Origin of the sequence: Rodentibacter sp. Ppn85, from assembly GCF_001999335.1 — a bacterium.
Classification (GTDB): Bacteria; Pseudomonadota; Gammaproteobacteria; order Enterobacterales; family Pasteurellaceae; genus Rodentibacter.
Map to the genome: position 1 here is coordinate 62,218 of NZ_MLHS01000013.1, position 16,771 is coordinate 78,988.

Annotated in this window: 15 protein-coding genes and 1 tRNA gene; 5 read left to right on the forward strand and 11 right to left on the reverse strand. The window is 39.5% G+C overall.

Annotated features, from left to right (window positions below; translation table 11 throughout):
* Window positions 1-61 precede the first annotated feature (61 nt).
* On the forward strand, window positions 62-682 hold the full coding sequence (locus BKL51_RS02510) for a lipoprotein HlpB (RefSeq protein ID WP_077465176.1): 621 nt from the start codon (window positions 62-64) through the stop codon (window positions 680-682).
* Window positions 683-730: 48 nt separating this feature from the next.
* Here BKL51_RS02510 and BKL51_RS02515 read toward each other — a convergent pair whose 3' ends face one another.
* Genes BKL51_RS02515 through BKL51_RS02535 form a run of 5 tightly spaced genes read right to left on the reverse strand, consistent with a single transcriptional unit; the run spans window position 731 to window position 5,523 of the window.
* Entirely contained in the window at window positions 731-1,837 is a 1,107-nt protein-coding gene (locus tag BKL51_RS02515; RefSeq protein WP_198930100.1) for a lytic transglycosylase domain-containing protein, read from the reverse strand.
* Between the two features lie 26 nt (window positions 1,838-1,863).
* Window positions 1,864-2,667 (reverse strand): glycosyltransferase, encoded by an 804-nt coding sequence (locus BKL51_RS02520; protein ID WP_077465177.1) that lies wholly within the window; start codon window positions 2,665-2,667, stop codon window positions 1,864-1,866.
* Between the two features lie 14 nt (window positions 2,668-2,681).
* The gene (locus BKL51_RS02525) at window positions 2,682-3,563 is read right to left on the reverse strand and encodes a glycosyltransferase family 2 protein (RefSeq protein ID WP_077465178.1); all 882 of its coding nucleotides are present in this window, start codon (window positions 3,561-3,563) and stop codon (window positions 2,682-2,684) included.
* Window positions 3,556-4,752 (reverse strand): hypothetical protein, encoded by a 1,197-nt coding sequence (locus tag BKL51_RS02530; RefSeq protein WP_077465179.1) that lies wholly within the window; start codon window positions 4,750-4,752, stop codon window positions 3,556-3,558. The genes BKL51_RS02525 and BKL51_RS02530 overlap by 8 nt, the downstream gene beginning before the upstream one ends.
* Window positions 4,753-5,523, reverse strand: a complete 771-nt coding sequence (locus BKL51_RS02535) for a glycosyltransferase family 25 protein (RefSeq protein ID WP_077465180.1) — start codon at window positions 5,521-5,523, stop codon at window positions 4,753-4,755.
* Between the two features lie 128 nt (window positions 5,524-5,651).
* On the opposite strand from BKL51_RS02535, the gene BKL51_RS02540 reads away from it, so the two are divergent.
* Genes BKL51_RS02540 through BKL51_RS02550 form a run of 3 tightly spaced genes read left to right on the forward strand, consistent with a single transcriptional unit; the run spans window position 5,652 to window position 8,871 of the window.
* Entirely contained in the window at window positions 5,652-7,175 is a 1,524-nt protein-coding gene (locus BKL51_RS02540; RefSeq protein WP_077465181.1) for a lipopolysaccharide biosynthesis protein, read from the forward strand.
* Window positions 7,172-8,131, forward strand: coding sequence for a polysaccharide pyruvyl transferase family protein (locus BKL51_RS02545; RefSeq protein WP_077465182.1), 960 nt, complete (start codon window positions 7,172-7,174; stop codon window positions 8,129-8,131). The genes BKL51_RS02540 and BKL51_RS02545 overlap by 4 nt, the downstream gene beginning before the upstream one ends.
* On the forward strand, window positions 8,128-8,871 hold the full coding sequence (locus BKL51_RS02550; protein WP_077465183.1) for a YdcF family protein: 744 nt from the start codon (window positions 8,128-8,130) through the stop codon (window positions 8,869-8,871). Before BKL51_RS02545 ends, BKL51_RS02550 begins: the two co-directional genes overlap by 4 nt.
* A gap of 45 nt (window positions 8,872-8,916) precedes the next feature.
* Here the strand turns inward: BKL51_RS02550 and BKL51_RS02555 are convergent, their stop codons facing one another.
* The 5 genes from BKL51_RS02555 to pyk all read right to left on the reverse strand — a co-directional run bounded on the left by BKL51_RS02555 (window position 8,917) and on the right by pyk (window position 15,450).
* Window positions 8,917-9,531, reverse strand: coding sequence for a hypothetical protein (locus BKL51_RS02555; protein ID WP_077465184.1), 615 nt, complete (start codon window positions 9,529-9,531; stop codon window positions 8,917-8,919).
* Between the two features lie 55 nt (window positions 9,532-9,586).
* Window positions 9,587-11,236, reverse strand: coding sequence for a glucose-6-phosphate isomerase (gene pgi / locus BKL51_RS02560; RefSeq protein WP_077465185.1), 1,650 nt, complete (start codon window positions 11,234-11,236; stop codon window positions 9,587-9,589).
* A 28-nt stretch (window positions 11,237-11,264) separates the two neighbouring features.
* Window positions 11,265-12,347, reverse strand: a complete 1,083-nt coding sequence (gene alr / locus BKL51_RS02565; protein ID WP_077465186.1) for an alanine racemase — start codon at window positions 12,345-12,347, stop codon at window positions 11,265-11,267.
* A 9-nt stretch (window positions 12,348-12,356) separates the two neighbouring features.
* Entirely contained in the window at window positions 12,357-13,763 is a 1,407-nt protein-coding gene (locus BKL51_RS02570) for a replicative DNA helicase (protein WP_077465187.1), read from the reverse strand.
* 250 nt (window positions 13,764-14,013) lie between these two features.
* Complete coding sequence (pyk, locus tag BKL51_RS02575; RefSeq protein ID WP_077465188.1) at window positions 14,014-15,450, reverse strand: pyruvate kinase; 1,437 nt, start codon at window positions 15,448-15,450, stop codon at window positions 14,014-14,016.
* 229 nt (window positions 15,451-15,679) lie between these two features.
* Here pyk and BKL51_RS02580 point away from each other — a divergent pair.
* Window positions 15,680-15,756, forward strand: a tRNA-Val gene (locus tag BKL51_RS02580).
* A 509-nt stretch (window positions 15,757-16,265) separates the two neighbouring features.
* Here BKL51_RS02580 and BKL51_RS02590 read toward each other — a convergent pair.
* The coding region (locus BKL51_RS02590) for a DUF6396 domain-containing protein (protein WP_233127076.1) at window positions 16,266-16,771 on the reverse strand (506 nt) is incomplete at its 5' end.

A 16,771-nucleotide genomic window follows, 5' to 3' on the forward strand; every position in this document is an offset into this window, starting at 1 on the left:
AGATACCGTGGGTTTAATCATCCAAGAAATACTTTTTAATTTTCAACTTAAAGGATTATTTATGAACAAATTGACAAAAGTTACTGCCACTGCATTGTTTGCTTTATTTTTAACTGCTTGTGATAAAGCGGCAGATAAAACCGCAAATACCGCTAAACCTGAAACAACCCAACAAGCAGAGACGGCGAAACCGACTGAAGCCGCACCGGTAATGAGTGCGGAAGCACAAGAAAAAGCGGATTACGACAAATTAATCGCTTGGAACCAAGAGCAAGGTGCGGTGCAAGCTCAAAATCAGCAAAAACTACAACAGGAATTAACTGCTGCCGCTGAAGCAAAAGATGAAAATAAAGCAAAAGCTGCAATTGAAGAATTTAATAAAAATGTTCAAGCAAGTATTGCAAGTTTAGATGCTCTCGATGTGAAATCCGATTTAATCGGCAGTGCAAAAAATCAAACCAAAGAAGTATTAACCCTTGCCGGCCAATTATTGATTGCTCAAGCAAACGTGAAAACCGAAGCAGATCAAAAAGCTTACGCTGAAAAAGCCGCTGAATTGCAAAACAAAATGCAATCTTTGGCTGAACTTGGTGCAAAAATTGAAGCTAAATTTAATCCGGCACCGGTTCAACCGACTGCTCCTAACGCAGAACAACCGGCTCAAACACCGGCTACCAAATAATTTACTTAACCAAACAAAAAAACAGCGGTCAAATTGACCGCTGTTTTTTTATAATCCGACTCTTTCCTTAATTCTATCCGCAAACATACCGATGCTCACGGCAAAATAATTAGATTTATTCCAATCTAAAATCGTACGGAAATTATTAGATACTAAAAAAGCCCGACCCACTTGTTTATCCGGACGAACAAGCCAAAGATCCGCATGGGAAAGTGCGGTCAGTTTTGCTTGTTGTTCTGCGCTAAAACTTATCGGTATTACGCCTTGAGCTTGCCAGTCACGTAAAGAACGGGCTTTATTTCTCTCAATACCGGAAAGGGATAAATCAAGCGGTTGGTTTAGGGTAACTTCAATTCCCCAGGGCAATTTATCATCCCAACCTACGCTATGTAAATAATTCGCAATGGAAGCAAAAGTATCAAATTGGTTTGTCCAAATATCTTTTATCCCATCATCATTACCGTCAGCCGCATAATTTAAGAAAGCACTTGGCATAAATTGGGTTTGTCCCATCGCTCCCGCCCATGAACCTAACATTTTAGGGCGTTGAATATAATTACTGTCTAGCATTTTCATCGCATTGACGAATTCTTTACTAAACAAGGCTTCACGTCTACCGTCAAAAGCAAGAGTCGCCAAGGCAGATAATACGTCATAATTCCCTTGGTAATGCCCGAAACTACTTTCCATTCCCCATAAAGCAAGAATATATTCCTGTTGTACGCCATAACGCCGACTCGCCCGTTGAAGCGGTACTTGGACTTCCCAATAGCGTTCTTCAGCCATACTTACCTTATTGTTTGTGAGTACTTTATTCAGATAATTGGTTGTACCATTCGGATTCAACACCGGAGATTGGTTTGGATCGCGTTTTACTGACCGCTCCACTTGTGCACGATCTAAGGCTACGGCTTTCTCTAGATACCAAATATTGCTTTGTGCGTTTAAGGTAGAAAGAGAAACCCCTTCCGCCGCAGCTTTACCTTTTAAAAATTGAACATAATCATTAAAGTTACCAAGTGTGCGCGGCTTGGAATAAACCGCATTACGACTAATTGTAGGAATATTTTTAGCCGCTGCCGTTTGACTACTAGCGGAACAGCCTACCAGTAAACAAGATAAAAGTGCGGTTGATAATAACGAAATTTTTTTCATTGATTTTCTTTCCTTCAACATCATTTTTATTTTCTTAAAAATTTGCTATAAGCCGCTTTTAATAATGAAATCGGCAATAAACGGGAAGCAGATCGTAAAATAAAAATAAATAATCCCGAGGCTAAATCTTGTATACCCAGACGATATTTTAATTTAAATAATCGCCACTCCGCCTTAGCCTGATTCAATCCTCTGCGACGTCCCACCATTCCATTGCCTACACGGGCATAAACTAAAATATCGGGCAAATTTGCTACGGCTTGTCCTTGTGCTACAAGTTTAATCCACAAGTAATAATCTTCTTGCAGATCTTCATAACCTCCGCAATTTATCACCTCACTTTTTTGATATGCCACCGTCATATGGTTAAAAGGGCAACGTTTTTGAGTAAATTTCACAATATCTTTCGCTTCTGTCGGCACTCGGCGATAGGCAATAATATCATTCACAGTTTCACCAAACTCGGCAATTTGCCCGCCAAAAATAATCGTATCGGGGTGTTGTTCGATAAATGCCACTTGTTTGGCAAAACGTTCCGGCACGCAAATATCATCCGTATCCATACGGAAAACCCAGTTATGGGAACAATGTTTCAATCCCTCATTTAAGGCGTTACCTAATCCTTGGTTTTTCGGCAGTTTAATTAATTTTAACGGTAACTGTTTTTCAAACTTAGAGACAACAGTCTCCAATTCCGGAGTAACCGCCCCGTCAAACACTAAAACAATTTCATCCGCCTGATAGGTTTGAGCTAACAAACTTTCAAAACATTCACGTAAAAACCTTGGATTTTCCTTAACATATAAGGACATTAAAACTGAAAATCTCATCATGACCCTTTCTATTACATAAACCGTTTCAAATTTAGTGCCAATTTCGGTGAAATCAGCACAATCATCGCAATCACTAATTGTTTAATACTTTTTGTTCGCCTAAAAATATCAAAATAATAATAAGCCGCTTTGCGCGATAAATTCATGATATGCGGATAAGCCAAAATATAGCTGGCATTGATGTTGAAATTACGTACCTGCTCTTCTGTTTTCACATAATGTTCACGAATATAATCAATAGCTTTTTCAGTGTTAGTAGTGTCCGTTGAAACACTGGAACGTTTTGTATGGAAAGAACAATAAGTCAAAGGTTCACTTATTTTATAAGGCTTAAACGTTGGATCTTTAACTAATTTCAACAAAAAATCATAGTCTTCCAATGAACGAAGTACGCTAGATAATCCGCCAATTTTTAAGAAAAGATCTTTTTTCACCGCCACCATCGGCATACCGCCAATTTTATTAGCAAGTAAGATACGTTCCACACTAATTTCTTGTGGCGAGATCGGATGGGTCACGTAGCTAAACCCTTCATTTATCATTTCGCATTTCGCAGGGTGATAAATAAAATTAATAGCGGGCTGCTCGCTAATAACCTCAGCTAATTTCTCACATTTATTCTCGGCAAATCGATCATCATCATCCAAAAATAACAACCATTCCTCCGTTGCTGCACGAGCACCGATATTTCGGCTTTCCGCCGCACCTCGATTTGTTTCATTACGAATCACTTTTACCTTAAAGGGATAAGATTTTTCCACCACAACAGGTTCTTGCGATTTGTCATCAACAATTACCACCTCAAAACCTTTGTCGGTTTGGTGAGTTAAACTTTCCAATAAAGCAGGGATCTCCGATTTTCGGTTGTAAGACGGCACAATGATACTAAACATTTTTTTCCTCTTTCTCTAAGAAAATTCGTTGTTTTCCGTGAGTACCGAATAATGACAAAAACATCAACATCACAAACATAATGCCCGGAAAAGCGAAAGTATCGGCTTTGATATTGCAGGCGGTAAGAATCACAAAAGCGGAAAGAATAAATTTCCAACTGCCATCAAACCAGTTCAGTGCGATTTTGCGTACAAAATAAAAAGTGACAAAAAAACAAACCAGTGCGTAAACTACGCCACCGTATAAAATTTGGCGTAAAAAACCGGAATCCGTATGGCCATAATAACGCCCGATCTCTAACTGCCCTGTCATATACATCCCATCACCGGTGATAAATTGTCTCAAGGTCGGCATAAACAGATGATTTTTTACTAAAGTATCGGTGGAAGAACTCACAAAACCGGCACCGTGCAACAAATTAATTACCGGCTCTAACGCATGGGCGACATAAGGATTTTTGGGTGCAAAATAAGCCAATCCCAGCACCAACAGCAAAAATGCAATTAACGAAGGGACATATCGCCATTTAAAATACACGGCTATACTCACTACGGAAAGTAACAAAAACGTTCTACCGGAAATCAACCCGATACAGAGCATCAAAAATACAAAAATACTCGGTATGCCGCTATGTTTTGCGTTATACGCTAGTAGAAAATGAAGCAGCATTAAGTAAAATAAACTCAGTTGAAAAAACGCAGTGGCAGTAAGATTATATAGGCGATATTCTTGTTCCGATCCATAAAATCGTGCCGGTAGCACCGCATTGGTCGAAAGCAAAAAATCTGCCAAAAAGGACACGCCAAGCAAGGCAAATATACCGAACACAAATTGCACCACAACCCCAATTTGTAAATCACGCACAAGCTGTTGTTGTCCGTTTGGTATCGCATAGAAGGCGTTATAAAACCCAATACCGAAAATAAATAAAATCAGTGATTTCACATACATCATCATCACCGAAAAATCCCTTGTGCCATTAATCAACAGAGGAATGACACTAAATAAAATTAATCCTAAAAGCACGGCTAAGCTATCCATTGGTACAATAATGCCTTGCGCGTTTTTTTTCTTTATATAACGATAAAACAACACGATAAAAGCAAGCAAGCCAACCACAAAGGACATACGCACGACATGGAAAAACCACGGATCATAAATATAGAAAAAATTAAAAAGTGCGGTCATTTATTTTCCTAAATTTTTCTGAATTGCCATTATTTTTTTCAGCGGATATTTCACCAGTTTTTTTACAAGATTATTCGCTTGCGAACCACGAATCGCCTCAAGATTGCTTACCAGTTGCGGATTTTCAATCACCATTAACGGACGAACCACTTGATTCGGCAAGGCAAATTGCGTTTCAAATAATAAAAAGTCATCGGCAAGCCAGAACGGTTTCCCTTGTTCAAGTTGTTTAAGAAAAGTACGTGCAGCAGATTTTTTGATCAAATATCCTACCGTACCGGCAAAATAGCTTTTATAGGGATAAGCATAAGTCACCCCGACGGCTTTATGACACAAAAACGAAAACGTCGTAGGGTAATTAATTTCTAACTCCGCATCACTAAATTGAGCAATTTTGGATTGCCCGATAAGCATAATCGACATAGTGTTCTTTTGCGTTAAAAGTGCGGTCAAGTTTTGTTGGAAATTTGCAGCAAATAAGGCATCATCTTCGCACACTAAGGCATAATCATCTTCCGCTACCGATTCATCCTCGACTATCAAACGATACACTGCAAGATGACTCAGCGTACAGCCAATTTCCCCCTTGGTAACTTTACGCCCGTAATGCCGTTCAAATTGATCCAAATCAAACTGCCGCGCCAATTCTTCCCATTCATTTTGCATCGTATTAATTGCGGAAAATACACAAAAATCCGCCGTATCGGGTTGCGAAAAGAAAAGCGCACGGCGCTGTTCATCTTTATCCAAGGAAATCAAATATTTATTCATTATTCTCTCGACTAAAAATAGTATCGTCTGTTTGATTAATCAAATGGGAAATAGTTGCATAAAAGATTGCTGATTATACTAAAGAAATCTATAATTCCCCACCAATTTTAAGGCAAAAATAAGTCATAATGTCGAACAAAACCATTGCTAAAAATACCCTGTTTCTTTATATCCGTATGCTCTTTAATATGGGAGCAATGCTTTATATTTCACGTGTTGTATTACGTGTGTTAGGGGTGGAAGATTTCGGGATTTACAATATTGTTATGGGCGTTGTGGTGTTATTTTCGTTTTTTAACGGTACGATGACGGCAACCACCCAACGTTTTATTAATGTGGAAAAAGCCTCCAATGATTCAAGCCGTGTCAATATTATTTTTAATATCAGTATCTTAAATCATCTCTTTATTATGCTTATCGTGGCAGTGTTGGCGGAAACCGTGGGGCTTTGGTTTTTAAACCATAAACTCAATATTCCGACAGAAAGAATGCATGCGGTCAATATTGTCTATCAAATTGCCCTCCTCATTGCTTTGATTGAAGTTATTAAAGTCCCTTTCAATGCTATGATTGTCGCCCATGAGCGAATGTCATTTTATGCTTGGCTGGGCTTGAGTGAAACGGCATTTAAACTTTCTGCTATCTTTATTTTAATGCAGATTGAACAATACGATAAATTAATCAGTTATAGCCTATTATTACTTGGGGTGAGCCTGCTCGTATTTGTACTTTATGTTAATTTTACCCGCCGCACCTTTTACACTGAAACCCGCTTTTGTTTCTACAAAGATTTTAGCAAAACAAAGGAAATGGCAAGTTTTTCCGCTTGGATGTTACTCGGGCAAACGGCTTATGTTGCCTCAACACAAGGCTTAAATATGGTCATCAACCTATTTTTTGGCGTTACTGTCAATGCCGCCGTAGGCATTGCTACTCAAGTGGACACCGCGATTTATAGCTTTGTGAATAACTTTCAAGTGGCATTTAACCCACAACTTGTGCAATCTTATGCGGCAAAAGATTACGAACGCAATAAAAAGCTTATTCTCGGCACATCAAAATATTCCTTTTATCTCATTGCGATTTTATCCGCACCGGTACTTTATTTTCCTCACACGTTGCTTACCTTTTGGTTAGGTGATCATTTACCGATATATGTGCAACAATTAGTGCAAATTACCCTGTTATGCTCGCTGATTAGTGCCATGGCGGGATCATTTTGGATGACCGCGCTCGCTATCGGCACAAATAAAATTAAACAATACAATATTATCATTGCAATCATTGATCTTTGTACCGTACCGCTCGCTTATTATTTATTTACTCTCGGTTATAACCCGATCTATGCCTTTATCGGCAGATTTTCCACCGCACTTATCATGCAAATCTACCGTTTCTATTTCATTAACAAAAAAATTCAATTTAACCGAAAAGAATTTGTCACATATTTACTTAATATCGGCACCGTATTTGCTTGCTTAATCGGGCTCATTTACTTGTCGGATACTCAGCGAGTTTATACTTTTCTTGAATTTCTAGGTAAAGCTATATTATTGGAATTTGGGCTGATTGCCATGATTTTATTAATCGGTTTAAACCGTACGGAAAAAGCCTTCTTGTTTGGCTATATTTTGAAAAAGGTAAAAAAATGAATTCAGCATTAGTTTCTCTAAAGCAACGACTCGATCCTATTGCGGATTTAATCAAAGATAAAAATGACGTGTTTTACTTTGATTATCCGTTGCATTTAAATGTCGGAGATTTATTGATCTATCACGGAACGGAACAATTTTTTAAAGATCACCATATCAATGTGAGATTGAAACGTTGTGAGTTCGACATGGATATTAATGAGGTAAAACAAAAGATTACCCCGAATACCACCATTTTGTTACACGGTGGGGGGAACTTTGGCGATCTCTATCCGCAACATCAAAAAATCCGTGAACAAATGATTCAACATTTTCCCAACAATCGCATTATTGTGCTGCCTCAAACCTTGTATTTTAAAGATCAAAAAAATCTCGAAAAATCAGCCGCACTTTTCAATCAACACGCGGATTGTTACTTACTTGCCCGTGATGAACGCACAGCGGAAAGTTTCAAACAATTTTCCTCGAATGTAACATTATCACCGGATATGGCACACCAGCTCTACGGAACATTGCCGACAAAACAAGGCTACACCAGTAAACAACTTTATTTTTTACGCAAAGACATTGAAGCCAGTGACGTAGAAAAAAATATCCTTGCTACCCTGCCGGCAAATTCAAATGTGAAAGATTGGGATGATATTCTCTCCCGTTTAGACAGTATCGTTTTGGCGCTCGGTTGGCGTATAAGTAAATTTGCCAATCAACAAAATTGGGGTTGGCTAAAAAATCTTTTCCATCAATTTTGGTTTGCTTACACCAAGCGTATTGTGAATCGCGTAGCCGAGGTATTTTTACAAAATGATCAGGTAACGACCACACGTTTACACGGCCATATTTTCTCCTGTTTACTGGAAATTCCAAACCGAGTATGCGATAACGCTTACGGTAAAAATTCCGGCTATGCCAATTTATGGACAAAAAATATTGATTTTGTGGAAATTGACAAAAAATGATAGAAATCAAAAAGCTCATCACCGCCATGATATTACCACCATTCAATGTTTTAATTTTATGGCTGTCGGCATTGATTTTGGCAAGGTTTAATTTCAAAAAACTAAGCCGAATCTCAACCGCACTTGGGCTTGCTCTACTTTATATATTGAGTATTCCCTTCACGGCACAAACCTTGAAAGACAGCTTAATTACGGAAGACAATTTAACACTCAACGACTACAAAAATGCGCAAGCCATTGTGCTATTGGGTGGCGGATTACGGGATAGCAAAGAGCTTTATGCGCCGCTTGCTTCCACCGCAATTCAGCTTGAACGCTTACGCTATGCGGCGTATTTACAAAAAGAAACGGATCTACCGCTTTTGATTACCGGAGCAAGCCCGAGCGGTGCAATCGAAGCAAAAATTGCAGCGGAAGAATTACAACATTTCTTTCATGTACCGACACAATGGATTGAGCCTAACGCCTTAACTACTAAAGAGAACGCCCTCTTTACCAAACAAATATTGGAAAAAGAGCATATCAATAAAATTATTCTTGTTACCAATGAATGGCATATGCAACGTGCAACCTTGCTTTTCCAACAACAAGGATTTAAAGTATTGCCGGCTAGTGTCGGCGAAGGGATCACCCCCAAAGAATACGAGTTAAATATGATGCATTTTATTCCGCAAGGCGGTGCATTAGCGAAAAATATGCAACTATTGAAAGAATGGATCGGCTATTGGAAAGAAAAATAATCACTTTCGGTGTTCAACGTCTATTGCCAGTCCATTAAGTCGGAGTTATTCTCCCAGCTTTCTAAGCCGGCATTTTTCACAAAATGGATGTTGAGAAATAAACGGAGTAATCAGATTAACCATTTCTTCATAAGAATAACCATAAAAATAGAATGTTCCAACTGGTTCAAACCAGCTTACTAATGTGCCTTTTTCTCCAATATGTTCACTTAAATAATCAATAACATCATTAATGTCCGTATTTTCATAAACTTCATCAGCTAGTTCGTTACTGAAAGTAATCGCTAATCCTTCATTATCTCCAATATCTCTCATCTCTTTTATCTGATGGTTTTCATCAAAGATTGTTAGGGTCGAACCTTTTGCAAAAAAATAGAATGTTGAAGTAAAATCTAAAACATCATAAAACCTATCAAGAAATTGAGAATTAACTTGAAATTCCGAATCACAATAGGCAGGCTCATCATTTTCATCAACGCCTGTTCCTCCCCCAACCACATCGCCCCATCCTTCACCACATTTTTTTACCATCAAATCACAAATATTATCTTCTATTTCGTGACGATGAATGGGTTGCATAGACATATTTAAATGAATAACTATAAATATTTCTTGCGGCGGCACTCTTGGCTCTTTTTTCCCAAAAAATGTTTTAATCATAAACTTTTCCTTTCATTAAAAGTGCGATCAATATTGACCGCACTGTCATACTCATTTATCGCCACGCTTTAAATTGATTGATCAATCCGTTTGTTGAGCTGTCGTGGCTTGACACATTTTCGCTACCCGCTAATTCCGGCAGGATACGGTTAGCCAGTTGTTTCCCCAATTCCACACCCCATTGGTCAAAGCTGAAAATATTAAAAATCACGCCTTGAACAAAAATTTTATGCTCATACATGGCGATCAATGCCCCTAAAGTGAACGGAGTAACTTTTTGAAGCAAAATAGAATTGGTCGGCTTGTTACCGGTAAACACTTTAAACGGAACAATATCTTTTACCTCACCCAATGATTTGCCCGCTTTAACAAACTCCGCCTCCACTTCTTCTTTTGTTTTACCGAAAGCTAAGGCTTCCGTTTGTGCAAAGAAGTTAGAAAGTAATTTATTATGATGATCCGCCAACGGATTATGACTTTTTGCCGGCGCAATAAAATCACAAGGAATTAAGGTTGTACCTTGATGAATTAATTGATAAAAGGCGTGCTGACCGTTTGTACCCGGTTCGCCCCAGATGATTGGGCCGGTTTGATAATGGCTAATAGTATTACCGTTTCTATCCATATATTTACCGTTTGATTCCATATTTCCTTGTTGGAAATAAGCGGCAAAACGATGTAAATATTGATCGTAAGGTAAAATCGCTTCCGTTTGTGCGCCTAAGAAATTGGTGTTCCACAATCCCACAAGGGCTAAAGTAGTAGGAATATTTTGTTCAATTGGTGCGGTGCGGAAATGTTGATCCATTTCGTGCGCACCGCTTAATAATTGCTCGAAGTTCTCAAAACCAACGGAAAGCGCAATAGATAAACCAATAGCAGACCATAAGGAATAACGTCCGCCAACCCAATCCCAAAACTCAAACATATTATTGGTATCAATCCCAAACTCGGCTACCGCTTTGCCATTGGTAGAAAGTGCCGCAAAATGTTTTGCTACCGCACTTTTATCTTGTGCCGAAGCCAATAACCAATCACGTGCGCTTTCAGCATTTGTCATAGTTTCTTGCGTCGTGAAAGTTTTAGACGCAACCAAGAAAAGCGTGGTTTGCGGATTGACTTTTTTCAGCGTCTCTGCAATATGTGTGCAGTCCACATTAGAAACAAAGTGCATTGTGAGATGATTTTTATAAGGGCGTAATGCTTCAGTCACCATATAAGGGCCTAAATCCGAACCGCCAATCCCGATATTCACCACATCAGTGATTGCTTTACCGGTATAACCTTTCCATTCCCCGGAAATCACACGCTGACAAAAATCCTTCATTTTTGCCAAAACCGCATTCACTTCCGGCATCACATCTTTGCCATCCACCATCACCGGTGTGTTAGCCCGATTGCGAAGTGCGGTATGTAATACCGCACGATTTTCGGTACGGTTAATTTTTTCACCACTAAACATGGCTTCTTTTGCACTGTCTAGTGAACATTCTTGAGCCAATTGTCGAAGAAGAGAAAGGGTTTGTTGATTAATGTTATTTTTTGAAAAATCCACTAAGATTTGATCCTGAAAGTTTAATGAATAATCTTTAAAGCGATCTTTTTCTTGTAAAAATAAATCTTGGATAGTGATATTTGCCAACTCGGTTTGATGAATTTCTAATGCTTTCCAAGCATTAGTCGTAGTCGGATCAATATTTTTCATTGTTATATTTCCTTCTATTAATTAAAAACTAGTCTACATACTCGGTTATAACACGCGGTGTTAATTTTGTAATCAATTCATAGCTCAAAATGCCGGTAAATTTCGCGACGGTTTCAATAGGCAATTCTTTACCCCATAAAATCACTTCATCACCAACTTGATCTTGACTATCCCTGCCTAAATCTACGGTGAGCATATCCATAGACACGCGGCCCACAATCGGTACTATACGCCCGTTAAAATATACGGGCGTACCCTCGGGAACATCACGCGGATAACCATCGCCATAACCAATGGCGACAACCCCAATTTTTGTATCGTGCGGGCTTGTCCAAATCCCACCATAACCGACCGGTTCACCTTTTTTGTGGGTGCGTACGGCAATAAGGGAGGAAGTTAAATTCATTACGGGAGTTAAATTAAATTCTGCACCCACGGTATCCGTTGGTGAAATACCATACATAATAATCCCGGGACGAATCCAATCCAGATGGGAGGCTTGCCAAAATAAAATTCCCCCTGAGGCGGCAATACTGCGTTCTCCCGATTTATCTTGAGTTACCGATAAAAAGCGATTAATTTGACGTTGTGTATAATCGGATTCCAACTCATCAGCCCGGCTAAAATGACTGACAAAACCTAAGTGCGGTTGAATTTGAGGGAGTTTTTTCAATTCTTGATAAAATTCATCCACTTCATCAAGGGCAACGCCCAAACGGTGCATACCGGTATCAATTTTAAGCCATACTTTAATCGGGCTTGGTAATATTGCTCGTCTTAACGCCTCAAGTTGCTCATGATTATGAACAATAGTTTCAATATTATTCACAGCAAGAATCGGCAAATCTTTTTCAGCAAAAAAACCCTCTAATAACAAAATAGGTTTCGTGATACCACTTGAACGTAGCGCAAGGGCCTCTTCTAAACGCGCCACCCCAAAACAATCAACATCTTTCTCTAAGGTAGATGCCACAAATACTACACCATGCCCATAGGCATTGGCCTTCACCACAGCAATAATTTTACTATTGGGTGCCTTTTGTTTAATCACCGCTAAATTATGTTTTAAGGCCCGCGAACTAATTTTTGCTGTTGCCGGTTTTACGTTCATTATTTTTCCTTAATAATCATCATGATATTCACGTTGTTCTGCTAGATTATCGAAACGTGAAAATTGTCCGTTAAATTTCAAACGTACTCGACCAATCGGACCATTCCTTTGTTTGCCGATGATAATTTCCGCCACACCTTTATCCTCAGAATTATCGTTATAAACTTCATCACGATAGATAAACATAATTAAATCGGCATCCTGTTCTATAGAGCCCGATTCACGTAAATCCGAGTTTACCGGACGTTTATCCGCCCGTTGCTCTAAGGTTCGGTTTAACTGAGAAAGAGCAATAACAGGCACTTCCAATTCTTTCGCCAACGCTTTTAACGAACGCGAAATCTCCGCAATTTCTAAAGTACGGTTATCGGAAAATGCCGGTGCGCGCATAAGTTGCAAATAATCCACCATAATGAGGCTGAGTCCGCCATTTTCTCGATACACACGGCGCGCACGAGAGCGCACTTCCGTTGGTGTTAAGGCGGAAGAATCGTCAATATAAAGATTGTTCTTCTGTTTAAACATACCAAACACGCTGCTGATTTTATTCCATTCAATTTCATCCAAACCTTGACCGGTACGAATTTTAGTTTGGTCCACTCGGGCAAGAGAGGCAATCATACGCATCATAATTTGTTCCGCCGGCATCTCTAAACTAAACACCAACACGGGTTTATCGCTTGCCATTGCCGCATTTTCACATAAATTCATCGCAAAGGTGGTTTTTCCCATAGAAGGGCGTGCGGCAACAATAATCAAATCGGAAGGCTGAAGACCGGCTGTTTTTCTATCAAGATCCGTAAACCCCGTTGTTACACCGGTTACCCCTGAATGGTTTCTTACTTTACTCAAGGTATCAATGCGTTCAATCGTGTTCTGTAATACCGCAATGACATTTTGCGGACCTTCACTGGAAGAACTACGTTTTTCCGCAATGGCGAAAACTTCCCGTTCGGCTTCGTCTAAAATGAGTTTGATATCTTGCCCTTTTGGTGAATAGCTTTTCTCCGCAATACGATTGCCTACGGAAATTAATTCCCGCAAAATTGCTTTTTCTCGAACAATATCCGCATAAGCCAAAATATTGATAGCATTTGGCGTATTATTCGACAGCTCGGCAAGATAAGCAAAACCGCCTACTTCTTCGCTGATCCCTTTATTTTTTAGCGCTTGATCAAGAGTAATCAAATCAATGGGCGATTGGTTTCGAATTAGATCTTCCATTGCTTGAAAAATTGTACGGTGTGCAAAAGTGTAAAAATCATCGGCAATCACACGCTCGGCAATGCTATCCCAATGTTGGTTGCTCAACATAATACCGCCCAATACGGCTTGTTCGGCTTCAAGGGAATGAGGAGGAATGCTAACTTGTGCGGTTTGTTTATCTGATGAAGTAATTTGCGGTTTCGAGGCCATAGATAATTTGAAATACAAAAAGAATTGGTGTTTATGATACCGCAAATAAAAAGGAGGTTTAAGAAAAAAGTGCGGTCACAAAAAACAAAGTTTTTTGAACGTTGGCTTTGCCAACGGCTCCGAAGGGGTGGATAAATCATTTTAGTGATTTATGAATAATTTTCGAGGCGCTTTCCACAACTATTTTTATCCCGAAAGGAAAAATAAAAAACGGTGGGAAAACCCACCGCTCTTTTATCTAATCCGATTATTACTCAACGATTAAAGTACGACATACGTTAGTATGTTTCATCAACTCATCACCCTGGGTGAGTAACACTAAATCGCCCGAGCTTAAATAGCCTTTTTCTTTTAACAACGCAATTGCCGTTTGTGCGCCGTTTGAGCTACGAGATTCAGCATCGCTGAATACCGGAGTAACACCACGATATAATGCGCAAAGGTTTAAGGTTTCTTGATTACGAGACAAAGCAAAAATCGGTAAACCCGAGCTAATACGGGACATTAATAACGCAGTACGACCGGTATGGGTTAAAGTAATGATTGCAGTAATACCTTTCATATGGTTTGCAGAATACATTGCCGACATTGCAACGGCTTCTTCAATCTCGTCAAACTCTTTGCCCATACGATGGCGGGACACATTTATACTAGGCATTTTTTCCGCACCTAAACAAACACGCGCCATTGCTGCGACCGTTTCTGACGGATATTGACCTGCAGCCGTTTCTGCCGAAAGCATTACGGCATCAGTACCATCTAATACTGCGTTCGCCACATCCATCACTTCCGCACGGGTCGGCATAGGGTTACTAATCATAGACTCCATCATTTGCGTTGCAGTAATTACTGCTCGGTTTAATTGGCGTGAACGACGAATTAATTTTTTCTGAACGCCAACTAATTCAGGGTCACCAATTTCAACCCCCAAGTCACCACGAGCAACCATGATAACATCAGAGGCCAAAATAATATCATCCATTGCTTCATCACTCGACACACTTTCGGCACGTTCCACTTTAGCAACAATTTTCGCATTTAAACCGGCTTGTTTAGCAAGTTCGCGTGCATAATCCAAATCTGCACTTGAACGAGGGAAAGAAACTGCCAAGAAATCAACGCCAATACGTGCAGCAGTAATAATATCCGCTTTGTCTTTTTCAGTTAACGCATCTGCAGACAAACCACCGCCTAATTTGTTAATCCCTTTATTGTTTGATAACGGACCACCAACTGTCACTTCAGTGAAAACTTTCGTCCCTTCGGTTGATAGTACTTTTAATTGGACACGACCATCATCTAATAAAAGAATGTCACCGGGAACAACATCTTGAGGAAGGGTTTTATAGTCCAGACCAACCGCTTCTTGATTACCTTCGCCTTTCGGTAATTCCGCATCAAGAATAAATTTATCACCAACATTTAAGAAAATTTTGCCATCTTTAAAAGTAGAAACACGAATTTTAGGCCCTTGTAAATCCCCTAAAATTGCTACTGTCTTACCTAATTTTTTCGCAATAGAACGAACACGTTCAGCACGCTCAATATGATCTTCAGGCGTGCCGTGCGAGAAATTCATACGTACTACATTCGCACCCGCTGCAATAATTTTCTCAAGATTGTTATCACGGTCGGTTGCCGGCCCCATAGTACATACAATCTTCGTTCTTCTTAGTCTTCTAGACATCATTCTACTCCGTCAATATTTCGCTAACTTTAAAATAAACTAACTTACTCAAATATCTTTGATTAATATAAATCGGCGCGCATTATACGCCGAAAATCAGCCAAAATCAAAAAAGAGTTCCTTACTCTCCCCCATACTGTTCTGGTTATTTTTTTACCATTTAAAATAATCGTTAAAGAAAATTACTTGTCTTCACAAAAAAAACTGTTTATCATCCACCCCGTTCAACGCGACTATAGCTCAGTTGGTTAGAGCACCACCTTGACATGGTGGGGGTCACTGGTTCGAGTCCAGCTAGTCGCACCATATACTCCTATCACAGCCCTGCGGAACTTAACGCGGGGCTTTATTTTATCCAGTTATGGCAAGGCTTTATCTCACTTTTCCCTCGTAATCTCTCGTACTTAATCGCTTCTAACCTCAAATTTTAGTAACAAGGTGCCACGCTAGCAAAAATCTTGTTACTAAAAATGGGGGGGAACATTATGCCACGCATATAACTAAACCACTCACAAACACGGAAGTAGATAAGACAAAAATAAAGGCTAAAGAGTACAAGTTAAGCGACAATAACAGGCTATTTTTACGAATATCCATTTAAAAATATGTGCTATCATTCATCACTCTGGAAAATCACAAGGCAAAAATAGAAAATATCTCCCATAAAACACGCTAAAAAATAACCGCACTTTTAAACCGTTCAGCCTAAAAGTGCGATCACAAAATCCGATGGATGTTGAACGTTGGCTTTACCTTTAGAACCAGCGCCGAAAGCACGAATAAATCACCTCAGGGATTTATAAGTCATTTTTCCATTATTTTTTCGGTTTTTTCGGCAAGCCCGTTTCTAAATCTAGCCCGTTATCCACTCGAACGCCCGCCTGATTGGCCAGTTTTAACATCAGGGCTTCACTTGGTTTGGGCGGGGCGTCGCCTTCATACCAACGCTGAAAGGCGATTTTGCCGTCCCATTCCGGCAAGGGGGCGGGCGGCAATGGTACAATCTCATCTAAGTCGGGGACTTTGGGCTGAAGATAATTATTATCATCTAAATAGTTAGTAATAATTTCATATCTTCTTGAACGTTCTTTATCAGCTTTCAGCCCCAAATAATCCAACTGATTATCTGGTGTTGTATTAGGAGAAAATCCAGATGATAATCTATATGCAGCTTGATAATGACCATTTTTGACTCCTTGTTGAAGTATTTTTACTGCTTCTGCATATTTTTTATCAAATTTAAGGCTTGCACCTAAACTAACGGAAGCATCTGCAAGTCCTTGTTCCGAAGCACAAGCCCATAATTGCTCCACAAGTTTTA

What these genes read in the sequence shown, in the direction of transcription:
- BKL51_RS02510 (WP_077465176.1), top strand. Translation starts at nt 62, where the DNA reads ATGAACAAATTGACAAAAGTTACTGCCACTGCATTGTTTGCTTTATTT.
- BKL51_RS02515 (WP_198930100.1), bottom strand. Translation starts at nt 1,837, where the DNA reads ATGAAAAAAATTTCGTTATTATCAACCGCACTTTTATCTTGTTTACTG.
- BKL51_RS02520 (WP_077465177.1), bottom strand. Translation starts at nt 2,667, where the DNA reads ATGAGATTTTCAGTTTTAATGTCCTTATATGTTAAGGAAAATCCAAGG.
- BKL51_RS02525 (WP_077465178.1), bottom strand. Translation starts at nt 3,563, where the DNA reads ATGTTTAGTATCATTGTGCCGTCTTACAACCGAAAATCGGAGATCCCT.
- BKL51_RS02530 (WP_077465179.1), bottom strand. Translation starts at nt 4,752, where the DNA reads ATGACCGCACTTTTTAATTTTTTCTATATTTATGATCCGTGGTTTTTC.
- BKL51_RS02535 (WP_077465180.1), bottom strand. Translation starts at nt 5,523, where the DNA reads ATGAATAAATATTTGATTTCCTTGGATAAAGATGAACAGCGCCGTGCG.
- BKL51_RS02540 (WP_077465181.1), top strand. Translation starts at nt 5,652, where the DNA reads ATGTCGAACAAAACCATTGCTAAAAATACCCTGTTTCTTTATATCCGT.
- BKL51_RS02545 (WP_077465182.1), top strand. Translation starts at nt 7,172, where the DNA reads ATGAATTCAGCATTAGTTTCTCTAAAGCAACGACTCGATCCTATTGCG.
- BKL51_RS02550 (WP_077465183.1), top strand. Translation starts at nt 8,128, where the DNA reads ATGATAGAAATCAAAAAGCTCATCACCGCCATGATATTACCACCATTC.
- BKL51_RS02555 (WP_077465184.1), bottom strand. Translation starts at nt 9,531, where the DNA reads ATGATTAAAACATTTTTTGGGAAAAAAGAGCCAAGAGTGCCGCCGCAA.
- pgi (WP_077465185.1), bottom strand. Translation starts at nt 11,236, where the DNA reads ATGAAAAATATTGATCCGACTACGACTAATGCTTGGAAAGCATTAGAA.
- alr (WP_077465186.1), bottom strand. Translation starts at nt 12,347, where the DNA reads ATGAACGTAAAACCGGCAACAGCAAAAATTAGTTCGCGGGCCTTAAAA.
- BKL51_RS02570 (WP_077465187.1), bottom strand. Translation starts at nt 13,763, where the DNA reads ATGGCCTCGAAACCGCAAATTACTTCATCAGATAAACAAACCGCACAA.
- pyk (WP_077465188.1), bottom strand. Translation starts at nt 15,450, where the DNA reads ATGTCTAGAAGACTAAGAAGAACGAAGATTGTATGTACTATGGGGCCG.